Genomic DNA, 14,618 nt, shown 5'->3' on the forward strand with positions numbered 1-14,618 from the left:
ATACTATTCTCCATAGTCTTAATTGGCCCAACTTTACACAACATATGATTGCATCAACGAATTACCAACACACCTTAGATTTCATCATGTGTATAGTTAGTTCAATTAAGGCTATTTATTTATGTTTGATTTATCGTATTTAGATATTGGAGGCGCTAGAAATGACAACATTGAGTAAAATTGGACCGAAAGAATTTATTTTTAGAGTGCTATCTGGTGTAGCAGTTGGTATTGTCGCAGGATTAGTACCCAATGCGATATTAGGGGAGATATTTAAATATTTAATGCAGTTTCATCCCATTTTTAAAACATTACTAGGTGTTGTTCAAGCAATTCAATTTACGGTGCCGGCACTTGTTGGTGCTTTGATAGCATTGAAATTTAATCTGACACCTTTAGCGATGGCAGTAGTTGCAAGTGCTTCGTATGTTGGTAGTGGTGCTGCACAATTTAAAAATGGCACATGGGTTATAGCTGGAATTGGGGATTTAATTAATACAATGATTACTGCATCTATTGCGGTGTTATTGATTTTATTAATAGAGCATCGTGTAGGGAGTATGGCGTTAATCGTATATCCAACAATTGTAGGTGGTATTTCAGCAACTATAGGTGTGTTGATACTTCCATATGTACATATGATTACTACTGGTATTGGTAATATGATTAATAGTTTTACAGAGTTACAACCTGTTTTAATGAGTATGCTGATTTCGATGGTATTTAGTTTTATTATTATATCGCCACTTTCTACTGTTGCCATAGCGATTGCAATTGGCATTTCAGGTATTGCAGCAGGTTCGGCTTCAATCGGTATAGCAGCCACAGAAGCGGTATTGTTAATTGGTACGAGCCAAGTTAATAGAGCAGGTGTGCCGATTTCTATCTTCTTTGGTGGAGTCAAAATGATGATGCCTAATATGGTACGCTATCCTATTATCATGTTACCTATATTGATTACAGCTGCAGTTTCAGGAATCGCATCCGGCATTGTCGGTATCGCAGGTACAAAAGAATCTGCAGGATTTGGTTTTATAGGAATGGTTGGACCGATTAATGCATTTAAATTTATGGGTATTGACTCAGCTTGGTTGAGTTTATTATTGATTATCATTGCATTCTTCATTGTGCCTTTTTTCGTTGCATGGATTTTAGATGTTCTTCTAAGAAAGGTATTCAAAATATATACGAACGACATTTTTAAATTTTTAGCGTAAAGCTAGATAGAATATAGACGTCTTACTTTGATAAGTGAGGCGTCTATATTTTATTATGCTATACTTTATTAAAATCGCTATCTATAAAGGATGGGTAAAATGAATAAAAAGATAGAACAATTAAAATTAAAAGCAGCAAGTTTAACACGACAAACACATGACTTAGGTATCCCAGTCATGATTGTGTTTGAAGGTGTACCTGCCTCAGGAAAGACGCGTTTATCCAATGAACTATTACTTACTTTTGATGCTAAATACACACAGTTTATATCAACAAAAACACCAGATGCTGAAGACTTAAGATATCAATTTTTACAAAAATATTGGAATACACTGCCTCAAAAAGGAAATATCAATATCTATTTTAGAAGCTGGTATTCTCACTTTTTAGATTATAAACAAAATAATATTAAGCAAGATTATTACAAAAACGATAATAAACTCGTGAATCAAATCAAACATTTTGAAGAGATGCTTCAGAATGATAGTTATGAGTTGATTAAATTTTATATTGAAGTTAGTGAAGAAAAACGACAAGAGCACATTCAACAAACCAAAGATAATCCATTAATGAGTTGGAAAGTACAAGAGTATGAACAAATCATACCTAAAGATATCTATTTGAAAGAAATGAGAAAGTTCACGCATTCTGATAAGCAATGGGAAGTTATTGACTATAAACAACGAGAAGTTGCATTTGAAAAGATGTATAAACATATTATAGAAAGATTAGAACAAGCGATTCAAAAAGCAAATCAATCAAAAGATAATAAAGACGGTGCGTTTACTAAAGATTTTTCAACGACTAAATTTGATGTCACATTGGATGAAGTATCTAAAAAAGAATATAAAGAATTGATAGAACCATTACAAAAACGTATGAGAGAAATTCAATTTGCATTATATGAAAGAAAAATTCCGCTTATCTTAACATTTGAAGGCATGGATGCAGCAGGTAAAGGTGGTAATATCAAACGTATTCGTGAGAAATTAGATCCGACGGGATATGAAGTGAATGGTATAAGTGCGCCTACAGACGTTGAACTGGCGCATCACTATCTTTGGCGCTTTGCGAAAGAAATGCCAAAGAGCGGACATATTGAAATATTTGATCGTAGTTGGTACGGCATGGTATTAGTAGAAAGAGTAGAAGGATTTGCCAATAAAGATGAGTGGCAACGTGCTTATGAGGAAATTAATCATTTTGAAAAAATGTGGACAGATGAAGGGGCAATATTATTAAAATTCTTCTTATGTTTAGATAAAGACGAGCAACTTAAACGATTTAAAGATAGAGAACAAGATGTAAATAAGCAATGGAAAATCACAGATGAAGATTGGCGCAATCGTGAAAAATGGGATTTATACTTAGAAGCAAGTCACGATATGATAGAGAAAACAGATACAATACATGCGCCTTGGCTTATAGTTCCAGCTGATCATAAAAAGACGGCAAGGATTGAAGTTTTAAAATATATTATTAGACAGTGTGAAAACGTATTATGGGGTATTAAAGATTATTAACTTCATGATCACATTTTAAATAGCGAAAATAATAGGTGGATATATCAAATTAATGTCAAAAATTTGAATATATCCATCTTTTTTTGGGAAGTTAGATCTTTTTAAAATTTTTAGAACTATTACAATTATGTAACTGCATTGCAATCTGTAATATTACGAATAATGTAAAAGTTGAGAAAAACTTAAAAAATCTCATGTAATATAAGGCTTTATGATGAAAAATTAAACTAAATTACGTAAAAAATTATATTACAAGGACTTCAGTAATATTTCAAAGTTACAAAACTTGATTTTGTTTGTAATGTTTTGTAAGGAACGTGTAATATACAAAGCGATTTTTTATGGTATAGTGAATACCGTCGAAAGCTAAACAAAAACATTTTCAATATTGCACAACGAAATTAAATACATTAAAACATATAAAAAAACAAAAACTTTTTGGAGGATTTTTCAATTATGAAGAAGACATTTATCGCATCAACTTTAGCATTAACATTAGGCGCAGCAGGTTACGCAGTATCAGGACACGAAGCACACGCTTCAGAAACTACTAACGTAGATCAAGCACACTTAGTAGACTTAGCTCATAATCACCCAGAACAATTAAACGCTGCACCAGTTCAAGAAGGCGCTTATGACATTCACTTTGTAAGTGGTGGATTCGAATATAACTTCACTTCAGATGGTACAAACTGGTCATGGAACTACCAAGAAGCTGGTACTACTTCAGCTCAAACGTCAAATACTGCTGTTCAATCAGCTGACTACACAACTTCTTACAATCAAGAAGCTGGTACTCAATCAGTAAGCTCTAACCAACAATCAAGCAACACTAATGTAGAAGCTGTTTCAGCTCCAACTACATCAAACAATGGTTCAAGCCACAACTACAGCACTAAAACAACATCAGCTAGTAGTAGCTCATTAACTTTAGGTAACGGCAACACTGCAGGTTCAACTGGCTCATATGCTGCGCAAGAAATGGCTAAACGTACTGGTGTATCAGCTTCAACTTGGGAATACATTATTGCACGTGAATCAAATGGTCAAGCAAATGCACGTAACGCTTCAGGCGCATCAGGTTTATTCCAAACAATGCCAGGATGGGGTTCAACTGCAAGTGTAAGTGACCAAATCAATGCAGCTGAAAAAGCATATAAAGCACAAGGTATGTCAGCTTGGGAAATGTAATCTAAAATTAGATTATATTAAAAGACTATAATTAACTTATCACATTACGATAGCATAATATCGTAATGTGATTTTTTGTGTATAAATTAATTTTGTAAACAAACGATAATGGAAAGGTAAAAATAAAGAGTATTAGTAACTCATAATTTAACGAATTAATTTATTACTTATTAATACTATATAATGGAAGAAACTAGTTTGCTTCATAAATACATTATAAACTTAAACTTAGAAGTATACATAAGTTTGAAAAAATCAAGTCTAATATGTAAGCGCTTTTATTCAGACAAATTACACTGAGGTTACATAGAATTTTATAAAAGACTTATTTATTATTTAATTCAAGACTGTCATAGGTGTATTTATGCTTATTAAATTTAAGATATTCATTATATTGAGATTACAATATATAAAGAAAAATGTAATACTTTGTAAATGCAGTGTTATTTGTAGTGGAGAATTTTGTGTTATAGTTGCAATTGTCAATCGATAGAAGCTTAAAGCAAACATCTTAAGAAGCAATTTAAAATAAATTTTTGAAATTAATAACAAAGTTGAAAATATAAAAATTACTCGGAGGTATTATATTTATGAAAAAAGCAATAGTAGCATCATCATTAGCAGTAGCATTAGGAGTAACAGGTTATTCAGCAGGTCATGGTCATGAAGCTCATGCATCTGAACAAAATGTTAACCAAGCACATTTAGCAGACCTAGCTCAAAATCATCCGGAACAATTAAATGAAAGTCCAGTTCAAGAAGGATCTTATGACATTCATTTCACATACAATGGATTCAACTATAACTTTACTTCAGATGGTACAAACTGGAGTTGGGATTATAAAGCTGTTGGAGAAACATCTAATCAAGGTAATACAGAATCAACTCAATCTACTGATTATAGTCAATCATACAATCAACAAGGTTCACAACAACAAGCTGTTGCATCAAACACACAATCTGATAGCACTAACGTAGAAACAGTATCTGCACCATCAAATTCAGCTCAATCTACTTCTAATAGTTCACAAGCTTCAGATTCTAGTCAATCAACTTCTAGTCAAAGTGCAAGCTCAACAAAATTAGGCAATGGTAATACTCCAGGTGCAACTGGTTCAAGCGCAGCACAAGAAATGGAAAAACGTACTGGTGTATCAGCTTCAACTTGGGAACACATCATTGCGCGTGAATCTAATGGTCAATCAAACGCACAAAATCCATCAGGCGCATCAGGTTTATTCCAAACAATGCCAGGATGGGGTTCAACTGCAAGTGTGAGTGATCAAATCGATGCAGCTGAAAAAGCATACAATGCACAAGGCATGTCAGCTTGGGGAATGTAATTATTACATGAATTAAAATTTATTATAGTTAGTAAGAATATTTTAACAGTCATTCAAAAAGTAATTATTAACTAACTAAAAAGACGACATATGATATATGTCGTCTTTTTTTATTTATAAATAAGATCGAAAAAATATATTGAATTTCTTTCGAAGTTTTGTTATTTATATTTATTCTAGAATTAATGATTATATAAATGTAAAAGAGAATAAGTCATTATAAGCAAATTAAAAAAATTGGAGAACTAGAAACCAAATAGAGATCTTGACCTCCTAATTTAATAGTAATAGCGATAAACTTCGTAATTAATGCTTTATATTGAGTATATATGAAGATAAGATCAGCAGAGGAGAGTCTAATAAAGAAAGAAATCGTTTGTACTCAAAAAAGGATATAGTAGGCGCATTTTTGTGAAATAAGTAGAGAATTGTGAATTAATATGTGCTTTGTGTAAAAATTGATGAATATTTGTCTGATGAAGTTAAAAACTCATATAAAAGGCTGATTTTGTATTTTACAAAATCAGCCTTCTTGTTACATTCCTATGATTGGTAACTTAAATGGTTAATTATATCGACATTTAAACCTATTATAAATTACTTATTAAGTGAATATTTTCTTTGCTTGGTTGTAGTAGTTAATTCTATCATTTAAACCATTAGTACCACCATTGACTACACGAGTAACGTCTTGAACGCTTCCTCCATTATCAACTATTTTATTTATATTTTTATTATTCCAGAACCAAGCAGCACTTGACCATGGATATTTATTGGCTACATACTCTACACCTTTGTTTACAATATCTGGATCTTTCATAGCTTTAGAAAATGCTGTATAGTTACTTCTACCAGTTAATTGAATATATCCTCCACCTTTGAATTTTTTACCATCGCCAGGTTTTGTATTTCCTAAATCAGTTCTGCCTTCATAAGCACTACCGTCAGCAATTTCGGTCGGATATAATCCTTTCATTGACTCTTGGGCAACTTGAGCCATAAAGTGTTGTATTCTTTTAGGAGTGTTGATATTGAATTTATTCAAAGCATTATTTAAGTCTTTGATTACTGAGTCTTTTAGCCCGTTTGTATTCCATCCAAATTTTTTCATTTGATCTTTAGTAACTAAAGTTTTTGAATTATTATCAGAAGGTTTAGTTGGATTAGTTGGTTTAGATGGTTTGCTAGGTTTGGTAGCAGAATTGTCAGGAACTTTGATTGTCTGACCAGCTTGAATGTAATCTGGATTTTTAATGTTATTTATTTTTTGTAAATGGGCTGAAGTTGTTTTGAATTTTTGAGCTATTCCACCTAAATATTCTCCATTTTTAATCACATAGTTCTTAGTTTTTTCAGACTTAGCTTTGCTTTCTAGATTAACCATTCTATTTCGAGTAGTATTTTCTCTTGGTGTAGCAAAAGCTTTATATTTATCATTTTTATTCATTAAATCTTTTAGAAGTATACTTTGAATTTCTTTACTATCCATTCTATCCCAGTTGTCATTAATGTATTTAGCGACGTCGTCATCTACTTCATTTTTTTTGAAGTACTTGTTTACAGCGTCTTTGTTTTCTTTGAGGTCAGTATCTTTTGTAAGAATAGAATCATTAGATAAAGCTTTAGCATTGCTCGAATTAACTTTAGATTGAGTAGGTTTAACGTTGTCCTTGCTGTCATCAGATTGAGTAGGTTTAACGTTGTCCTTGCTGTCATCAGATTGAGTAGGTTTAACGTTGTCCTTGCTGTCATCAGATTGAGTAGGTTTAACGTTGTCCTTGCTGTCATCAGATTGAGTAGGTTTAACGTTGTCTTTGTTGTCATCAGGTTGAGTAGGTTTAACGTTGTCTTTGTTGTCATCAGGTTGAGCAGGTTTAACGTTGTCTTTGTTGTCATCAGGTTGAGCAGGTTTAACGTTGTCTTTGTTGTCATCAGGTTGAGCAGGTTTAACGTTGTCTTTGTTGTCATCAGGTTGAACAGGTTTAACGTTGTCTTTGTTGTCATCAGGTTGAACAGGTTTAACGTTGTCCTTGTTGTCAACAGATTGAGCAGTATTCATGTTATCTTTACTGTCATTAGACTCAACAGTTTCAACATTGTCTTTATTAGATTGTTGGAAATTAGTATTTTCTGAATTCACCTGGTTACTTTGGCTAGAATCTGACTTAGTAGCTTCTATATTATTATTTGAAAGATCAGAATTTTCAGTATGTACTGTTTTTTCTTGATTTATATTTTCATTAGAAGTATTTTCTGAAGCATGAGCTTCGTGGTTAATACCTGAAAATAGTAAACTACCTACAACTATTGAAGCCGCACCAATACTAAACTTTCTAATTGAAAACCTGTTAGGAATGTTTAAAAAATTCTTCATTCTAAAAACTCCTTTTAAAATTATTTTGTTGCATAAGCATTGTTTCATAAAGTTTTGAAAAAAACAATTAATTTTTTGATATTTTTTTGTAAATAGATAAAACATAATGAATAAGTAAGTTTTTAAAAGTTATTTAAAAAGCTTTGAAATAGGTATTTATAAAGTTTTAAAACCATTTTAAGGTTTTAAAAAAATAATTCTCGTTAGAACATGAATATGAATTTATTTTTAATTTTTTTATTGACGCTTTTAAATGCTAAGCGTATATTAACTTTAATTTGAATTTGTAAAATTTATGAAAAATTATATTAATGTCATTTTTCTTATGATATGATGAGTTTTATGAAGATAAATAAAAAAACGGAGTGTTATACATATGGAAGGAAATGAATATAAGCGTTTAGACAAGTTTCACAAACCACATTATTTACCAGGACTAGACGGTTTGAGAGCACTTGCTGTATTAGGAATTATAATTTATCATTTGAATTCTAAGTGGTTAAGTGGTGGCTTTTTAGGCGTTGATACATTTTTTGTAATTTCTGGTTATTTAATCACGAGTTTATTACTTGTCGAATTTTATCGTGATAAATCAATCGATTTAATTAATTTCTGGCTTAGAAGAATTAAAAGGTTAATACCTGCAGTGCTTTTTTTAGTTGCTGTTGTATTAATATTTACATTACTTTTTAAGCCAGAATTAATTATAAGCATAAAACATGATGCAATAGCAGCTATATTTTATGTTTCGAATTGGTGGTATATTTATCAGGATGTAGATTATTTCAATCAATTTGCTGTAGCACCTTTAAAACATTTGTGGTCATTAGCTATTGAAGAACAATTTTATATCTTTTTCCCGGTTATTATCTTATTCTTATTAAAGAAATTTAAACCTAAAACAATTACAATAATACTTATTGTTACTTCTTTATTATCATTGTTAGCGATGTTTGTTATACATAGTGTTACTGGAGATAATTCTAGAGTGTACTTCGGTACAGATACTAGACTTCAAACATTGCTATTAGGATGTATTCTTGCTTTTGTTTGGCCGCCTTTTGTTCTTAAAAAAGAAATTTCCAGAGCGGAAAAGGTAAGTGTAAATTCAGTAGGTATCATTGGACTACTGATTCTTATATATTTAATGATTACAGTTGGTGATCAGGATAAATGGATTTATAATGGTGGTTTTTATGCTATTTCATTTATAACATTATTCGTTATTGCGAGTGTCGTTCATCCTGCGAGTTTTCTGAAACATGCAATGAGCTTCAAACCATTTATCTATATTGGTAAAAGATCATATAGTTTATATTTATGGCATTTTCCAATTATAGTATTTATGAATAGCTATTATGTACAGGGACAAATTCCTTGGTATGTTTATATTATTGAAGTAGTTGCTATGTTTATGATGGCAGAGATTTCATATAAATTTATTGAAACACCAATAAGAAAAAATGGCTTCAAGGCCTTTACTATAATGCCTTTAAAATTTGTAAAATTTGGTAGAACATTATTAGTAGTTTTATTGTTATTGCCATCGTTATTTATTTTATTTGGTTCATATGATAGTTTAGGAAAAGAACATGAGAAGAAAGATAAAGCGAAACAAACATCATTTAAGTCAAAAGCACCTAAACATAAACCTGCGAAAAACCAGCAAAAAAATAGTGGTAAGGCCTTTAATCCGAAAGAAGCTTCTCCTTTATTGCTTGGTGACTCAGTAATGGTAGATATAGGTGAAGTATTCAATAAGAAAGTACCTAACGCAAATGTCGACGGAAAAGTTGGTCGTCAACTTATAGAAGGTAAAGAAATTATAGATGAAAAATATCAAGATTATACTAAAAAGGATCAAAGTGTTGTTGTAGAGTTAGGTACCAACGGGGAATTTACGAAAGATCAATTAAATCAATTAATTGATAGTTTAGGAGATGCAGATATTTATCTAATTAACGTTCGTGTCCCTAGAGATTATGAAAGTAATAATAATAAATTACTTGCTCAAGCTGAAAAGAAACATAAAAATGTTCATCTCGTTGATTGGTATAAAGCATCAGAAGGTCACCAAGAATACTTTGCATATGATGGTATACATTTAGAATATAGTGGTGTTAAAGCATTATCTAATTTAGTTATTGATAAAATGAAAGAGGTCAATAATAATAAATAGTAAACAAACCCCTTTGAAATGTTATTTATACATTCTAAAGGGGTTTTATAATATGGCTATAAATGAATTAAATCTAATGCAAAAAGCATGTTTGTTTCAAATGTTAGTGTAGTATTAGAAGAAAATTACAAATTAATAACATTGGACAAAAGAGATATGTAATTTGTTAGAATTTGTAATGTTCGCTACAAAATAAAAAGAGTTGAATATATATTGGAGGGTATTTATCAGATGAAAAAAATCGCTACAGCTACAATCGCTACTGCAGGAATCGCTACTTTCGCTTTTGCAAACCATGATGCTCAAGCAGCAGAGAATAATAATGGTGGATATAACCCAAATGATCCAACTTCATATAGCTATTCATACACAATCGATCAACAAGGTAACTACCACTACACTTGGCAAGGTAACTGGAGCCCAGACAAAGTAAATCATAATAACAGCTACGATTATGGTTACAATACTCAAGCTTACAACAATTACAATAACTACAATTATAATAATTATGATTATGGGTATAACACTCAATCTTATAACACACCACAACGTACAGGTGGTTTAGGTGCAAGTTATTCAGCAACAAGTCATAACGTACATGTAACTACAACATCTGCACCATCTTCAAATGGTATTTCATTATCAAGAGCAACTTCAAATGGAGGTAACTTATACACTGCTGGACAATGTACATATTATGTATATGACCGTGTAGGTGGAAAAGTTGGTTCAACTTGGGGTAACGCTAATAACTGGGCAAATGCTGCAGCAGCTGCAGGTTACACTGTAAATAATCGTCCAGCAGCAGGTGCTATTTTACAAACAACTCAAGGTGGATTTGGTCATGTCGCTTACGTTGAGAGTGTTAATAGTGACGGTTCAATTCGCGTTTCAGAAATGAACTATGGACATGGTCCTGGTGTTATAACAACACGTACTATTTCAGCTAGCCAAGCTGGTTCATATAACTATATTCACTAATTATTATATTTTAGAAGAGTAATAACATTATAAAAATGTTATTACTCTTTTATTATATATAAGGTTGACAAATCTTGATGAAAATGAAAAATTATAAGTAATATAATTAAAAAAGAAAGAGTGTTTTTTATGTATAATTCTAAAAATAAAAAAAGTAAAAAGAAAATTGTTTTTTTGATTTCATCAATAATCATACTAGTCTTTATCTTGATTATATTATACTTAGGAATAAAGTTATTTGTAACTGGTAATAAAATATATAAACCATTAGACAAAAGTGAAGATGAAATTGCTGATAATAGAAAGAACATAAAACATAAAAAACCACTTACTATTGCATTATTTGGCGTTGATTCCAATGAGGAAAGAAAAAGGAGTGACATTGGTCAAAGAAGCGATAGTATCATAATATTATCAATCAATCCTAATAAAAATAAGACTGTAATGTTAAGTATACCACGTGATACACAAGCAGAAATAGTGGGAAAGGGTAGTGAAGAAAAAATTGCTCATGCATATGCCTATGGTGGACCAAATATGTCAGTAAAATCATTAGAAAAGTTTTTAGATATATCTATTGATCATTATGCTACTATCGATATGGATGGGTTAAAGAATATAATTGATGATTTAGGTGGTATTAATGTTGAGAGTAATGCGACATTTCAGTTTGATGGTAAAAAATTTAATAAAGGTCAAAAAACTCATGTGAATGGTGATGAGGCAATGAAGTTTATTAGAAGTAGAAAGCAAGAAGGTGCTGGTGGAGACTTTGGAAGACAAGAAAGGCAACAATTAGTTTTAAAAGCTATTTCTAATAAAATGTCTAAAGTATCTTCAATACCACATATTAATTCTATTATGAGTAGTATACAAAAAAATGTGCGGACTGATTTAAAGATTTCAGAGATGAATAGCATAAGAAAAGGTTATAAAAATGCTAATAAAAATGTCAATAAGCTTCAATTAGACGGTAGAGGCGCTATTCAACAAGATGGATTATATTACTTTATTCCAAAAAAAGAGTCGAAACAAGATGCGGTTAATAAAATGAAAAATAACTTAAAATGATAAATATATAAGAAAAGCGTAGTAAATTTTTGTAGTTTGCTACGCTTTTGTATTTTTTGAAATAAAATAATTTGAAACATGAATATGTTTGCGTATGATTTGTTTGATTACCATCAAATACGGGAATTTAAGAAAAACTATATATAGCATATCATTCAGTTTTTTAATCAATTGAATTGGTTGATGAAACATTCAATTTAATTGATATAGATATAGGCTAAGTAAGGTAGAAAGTTCTATATATTCATTACATAAATATCATTCTATACGTCTAGAATTGATATTAACGTATAAAAGGTTATGTGTAACAGGAGGTCCATGAATGACAACGGTCAATGAGAGTTATAAATATTGTCATCAAATAATGAAAAAGCATTCTAAAAGTTTTTCTTATGCGTTTGACTTATTACCAGAAAGTGAGAGGCGTGCTGTCTGGTCAGTATATGCGGTTTGTAGAATTATAGATGATAGTATTGATGAAGAACAAAATCCTCAAAAATTACAAGCTATTAAAGAAGATATTCAACTGATTCAGTCACAACAAGTTGATTCACCGAATCAATTCAAGAGTAATCAACGTATTATGTTAGCTTTTTACGATACATCTCAAAATTACAAAATGGAGTATCAATCTTTCTATAATTTAATAGAATCTGTATTTGAAGATGAACATTTTGAAATGTTCGTTAATGATGAGGAATTAATGAGATATTGCTATGGTGTAGCTGGGACAGTTGGAGAGGTACTATCACCTATTCTGACTGAACAACCGAGTGATGAAACATATGAAGTAGCACGTGAATTAGGAGAGGCATTGCAATTAACTAATATCTTACGAGATGTAGGGGAAGATTTTGAAAAGGGTCGTATTTATTTTAGTCAAGAGATGTTAAATCAATATGATGTAAATATTGAAGACGTTTATCAACATCAGCCAACTGATAATTATATTAAATTATGGGAACATTATGCTCAAATTGCAGAAAAGGATTATCAATTTGCATTAGATCATTTACATGTTTTTAAGCCGGAAGCTAGATCAATTATCGAATTAGCGGCACGTATATACAAAGGTATTATAGATGAAGTTCGTGAATATGGTTATCCATTACATCGAAGAGTATATATATCAAGGTTGGATAAGTTACACATCTACAGACAAGTTAAAGATAAATATAATAAATAGGTGGAATGTCAATTGAATATTGCTGTAATAGGTGCGGGTGTAACGGGCTTAGCTTCTGCAGCTAGGCTTGCTGCACACGGTCATCAAGTAACATTATATGAAAAGAACGACCAAATTGGTGGACGTATGAACCAATTTAAGAAAGACGGTTTTACCTTTGATATGGGACCTACAATAGTCATGGTACCTGAAGTTTATAAAGCTGTGTTTGAAGCGTGTGGTGAACGTTTTGAAGATTACATAGATATGGAACAATTACCTTATATTTATGATGTCTATTTTGATAAAGAAGATAAAGTGAGAGTACCTACCGATTTAGCTGAGTTACATGACACTTTAGAACAAATTGAACCTGGTACTACGCATGGATTTATGAAATTTTTAGCAGATGTATATGGAAGGTATGAAATTGCTAGAAAATATTTTTTAGAACGAACATATAGGAAACCGTCTGATTTTTATAATTTAACATCACTGATTCAAGGATATAAATTAAAAACATTAAATCATGCGGATAACTTGATTGGGCAATATGTCAAAAATGAAAAAGTTCAAAAATTGTTAGCATTTCAAATGCTATATATTGGTATAGATCCTAAACAAGGTCCTTCACTATATTCGATTATTCCTATGATTGAAATGATGTTTGGTGTTCATTTTATTAAAGGTGGTATGTATGGCATGGTGAAAGGTTTAGAACAACTAAACCTTAAGCTAGGTGTGGATATACAATGTAATGCTAATATAGAAGAAATTATTATTGATCCTAAGTATAAGCAAGCAGACGGCGTAAGAGTGAATGGCCTAGTTAAACGATTTGATAAGGTACTTTGTACGGCAGACTTTCCATATGCTGCGCAACAATTAATGCCACAACATGCACCCGTTAAAAAATATCCTCCTCAAAAAATAGACCAATTAGATTATTCATGTTCAGCTTTTATGATGTATATAGGCATTGATAAAGATGTTACAGAAGATGTATTGTTGCATAATGTCATATTTTCAAATCATTTCAGACAAAATATAGATGAAATATTTAATGGGGATATTTCCGAAGATCCATCTCTGTATTTATATGTACCTAAAGTAGGAGATGCCACGTTAGCGCCTGAGGGACAGACAGGATTATATGTTTTAATGCCAACACCAGAGCTTAAAACAGGCCCTCTAGAATGGGAAAATCCACAGTTTATAAAAAGTGTTAAAGAACATATTTATCGTAAATTAGCTACTATACCTGCACTTGAACATGTTCAAGATCATGTTATTTCCGAAACGATTTTTACACCTAAAGATTTTGAACAACAGTATAATGCTAAATTTGGAACAGCGTTTGGTTTAATGCCCACGCTAGCACAAAGTAATTATTATAGACCTCCGAACGTATCTAGAGATTATAAAGATTTATACTTTGCTGGTGCGAGTACACATCCAGGTGCCGGTGTACCTATTGTTTTAACAAGTGCTAAAATCACCGTTGATGAAATCATCAAAGATATTAACAATCATATATAATTTATTAGCATAGAGAGTGGGATAGAAATCGTAT

Annotated in this window: 10 protein-coding genes; 9 read left to right on the forward strand and 1 reads right to left on the reverse strand. The window is 31.2% G+C overall.

Annotation, left to right across the window (positions count from 1 at the left end; translation table 11 throughout):
- Window positions 1-161: 161 nt before the first annotated feature.
- The 4 genes from ssp1_RS01620 to ssp1_RS01635 all read left to right on the forward strand — a co-directional run bounded on the left by ssp1_RS01620 (window position 162) and on the right by ssp1_RS01635 (window position 5,275).
- A complete protein-coding gene (locus ssp1_RS01620; protein WP_075778490.1) occupies window positions 162-1,217 on the forward strand; it encodes a PTS sugar transporter subunit IIC in 1,056 nt (351 codons plus the stop codon).
- A gap of 99 nt (window positions 1,218-1,316) precedes the next feature.
- The gene (locus ssp1_RS01625; RefSeq protein ID WP_118828088.1) at window positions 1,317-2,741 is read left to right on the forward strand and encodes a phosphate--AMP phosphotransferase; all 1,425 of its coding nucleotides are present in this window, start codon (window positions 1,317-1,319) and stop codon (window positions 2,739-2,741) included.
- 456 nt (window positions 2,742-3,197) lie between these two features.
- Entirely contained in the window at window positions 3,198-3,932 is a 735-nt protein-coding gene (locus ssp1_RS01630; RefSeq protein WP_118828089.1) for a transglycosylase SLT domain-containing protein, read from the forward strand.
- A gap of 590 nt (window positions 3,933-4,522) precedes the next feature.
- Window positions 4,523-5,275, forward strand: a complete 753-nt coding sequence (locus tag ssp1_RS01635) for a transglycosylase SLT domain-containing protein (protein ID WP_075778487.1) — start codon at window positions 4,523-4,525, stop codon at window positions 5,273-5,275.
- A 604-nt stretch (window positions 5,276-5,879) separates the two neighbouring features.
- Here the strand turns inward: ssp1_RS01635 and ssp1_RS01640 are convergent.
- Window positions 5,880-7,649: a LysM peptidoglycan-binding domain-containing protein gene (locus tag ssp1_RS01640; RefSeq protein ID WP_162886110.1), complete on the reverse strand. Its 1,770-nt coding sequence runs from the start codon at window positions 7,647-7,649 to the stop codon at window positions 5,880-5,882.
- A 376-nt stretch (window positions 7,650-8,025) separates the two neighbouring features.
- On the opposite strand from ssp1_RS01640, the gene ssp1_RS01645 reads away from it, so the two are divergent.
- The 5 genes from ssp1_RS01645 (at window position 8,026) to ssp1_RS01665 (ending at window position 14,584) form a co-directional block, all read left to right on the forward strand.
- Complete coding sequence (locus tag ssp1_RS01645) at window positions 8,026-9,828, forward strand: acyltransferase family protein (RefSeq protein WP_075777889.1); 1,803 nt, start codon at window positions 8,026-8,028, stop codon at window positions 9,826-9,828.
- Window positions 9,829-10,059: 231 nt separating this feature from the next.
- Window positions 10,060-10,809: a CHAP domain-containing protein gene (locus tag ssp1_RS01650; protein ID WP_107536073.1), complete on the forward strand. Its 750-nt coding sequence runs from the start codon at window positions 10,060-10,062 to the stop codon at window positions 10,807-10,809.
- Between the two features lie 129 nt (window positions 10,810-10,938).
- Complete coding sequence (locus tag ssp1_RS01655) at window positions 10,939-11,880, forward strand: LCP family protein (protein ID WP_075777967.1); 942 nt, start codon at window positions 10,939-10,941, stop codon at window positions 11,878-11,880.
- Window positions 11,881-12,202: 322 nt separating this feature from the next.
- Window positions 12,203-13,066 carry a phytoene/squalene synthase family protein gene (locus ssp1_RS01660; RefSeq protein WP_075777968.1) on the forward strand — a complete coding sequence of 288 codons (864 nt, stop codon included), beginning with the start codon at window positions 12,203-12,205 and terminating at the stop codon, window positions 13,064-13,066.
- Between the two features lie 12 nt (window positions 13,067-13,078).
- Window positions 13,079-14,584, forward strand: coding sequence for a phytoene desaturase family protein (locus ssp1_RS01665; RefSeq protein WP_107536041.1), 1,506 nt, complete (start codon window positions 13,079-13,081; stop codon window positions 14,582-14,584).
- Window positions 14,585-14,618 lie beyond the last annotated feature (34 nt).

The organism is Staphylococcus sp. M0911, from assembly GCF_003491325.1.
Lineage (GTDB): Bacteria > Bacillota > Bacilli > Staphylococcales > Staphylococcaceae > Staphylococcus > Staphylococcus warneri_A.

Coding starts and splice junctions, on each gene's coding strand:
- ssp1_RS01620 (WP_075778490.1), top strand. CDS start 162: ATGACAACATTGAGTAAAATTGGACCGAAAGAATTTATTTTTAGAGTG.
- ssp1_RS01625 (WP_118828088.1), top strand. CDS start 1,317: ATGAATAAAAAGATAGAACAATTAAAATTAAAAGCAGCAAGTTTAACA.
- ssp1_RS01630 (WP_118828089.1), top strand. CDS start 3,198: ATGAAGAAGACATTTATCGCATCAACTTTAGCATTAACATTAGGCGCA.
- ssp1_RS01635 (WP_075778487.1), top strand. CDS start 4,523: ATGAAAAAAGCAATAGTAGCATCATCATTAGCAGTAGCATTAGGAGTA.
- ssp1_RS01640 (WP_162886110.1), bottom strand. CDS start 7,649: ATGAAGAATTTTTTAAACATTCCTAACAGGTTTTCAATTAGAAAGTTT.
- ssp1_RS01645 (WP_075777889.1), top strand. CDS start 8,026: ATGGAAGGAAATGAATATAAGCGTTTAGACAAGTTTCACAAACCACAT.
- ssp1_RS01650 (WP_107536073.1), top strand. CDS start 10,060: ATGAAAAAAATCGCTACAGCTACAATCGCTACTGCAGGAATCGCTACT.
- ssp1_RS01655 (WP_075777967.1), top strand. CDS start 10,939: ATGTATAATTCTAAAAATAAAAAAAGTAAAAAGAAAATTGTTTTTTTG.
- ssp1_RS01660 (WP_075777968.1), top strand. CDS start 12,203: ATGACAACGGTCAATGAGAGTTATAAATATTGTCATCAAATAATGAAA.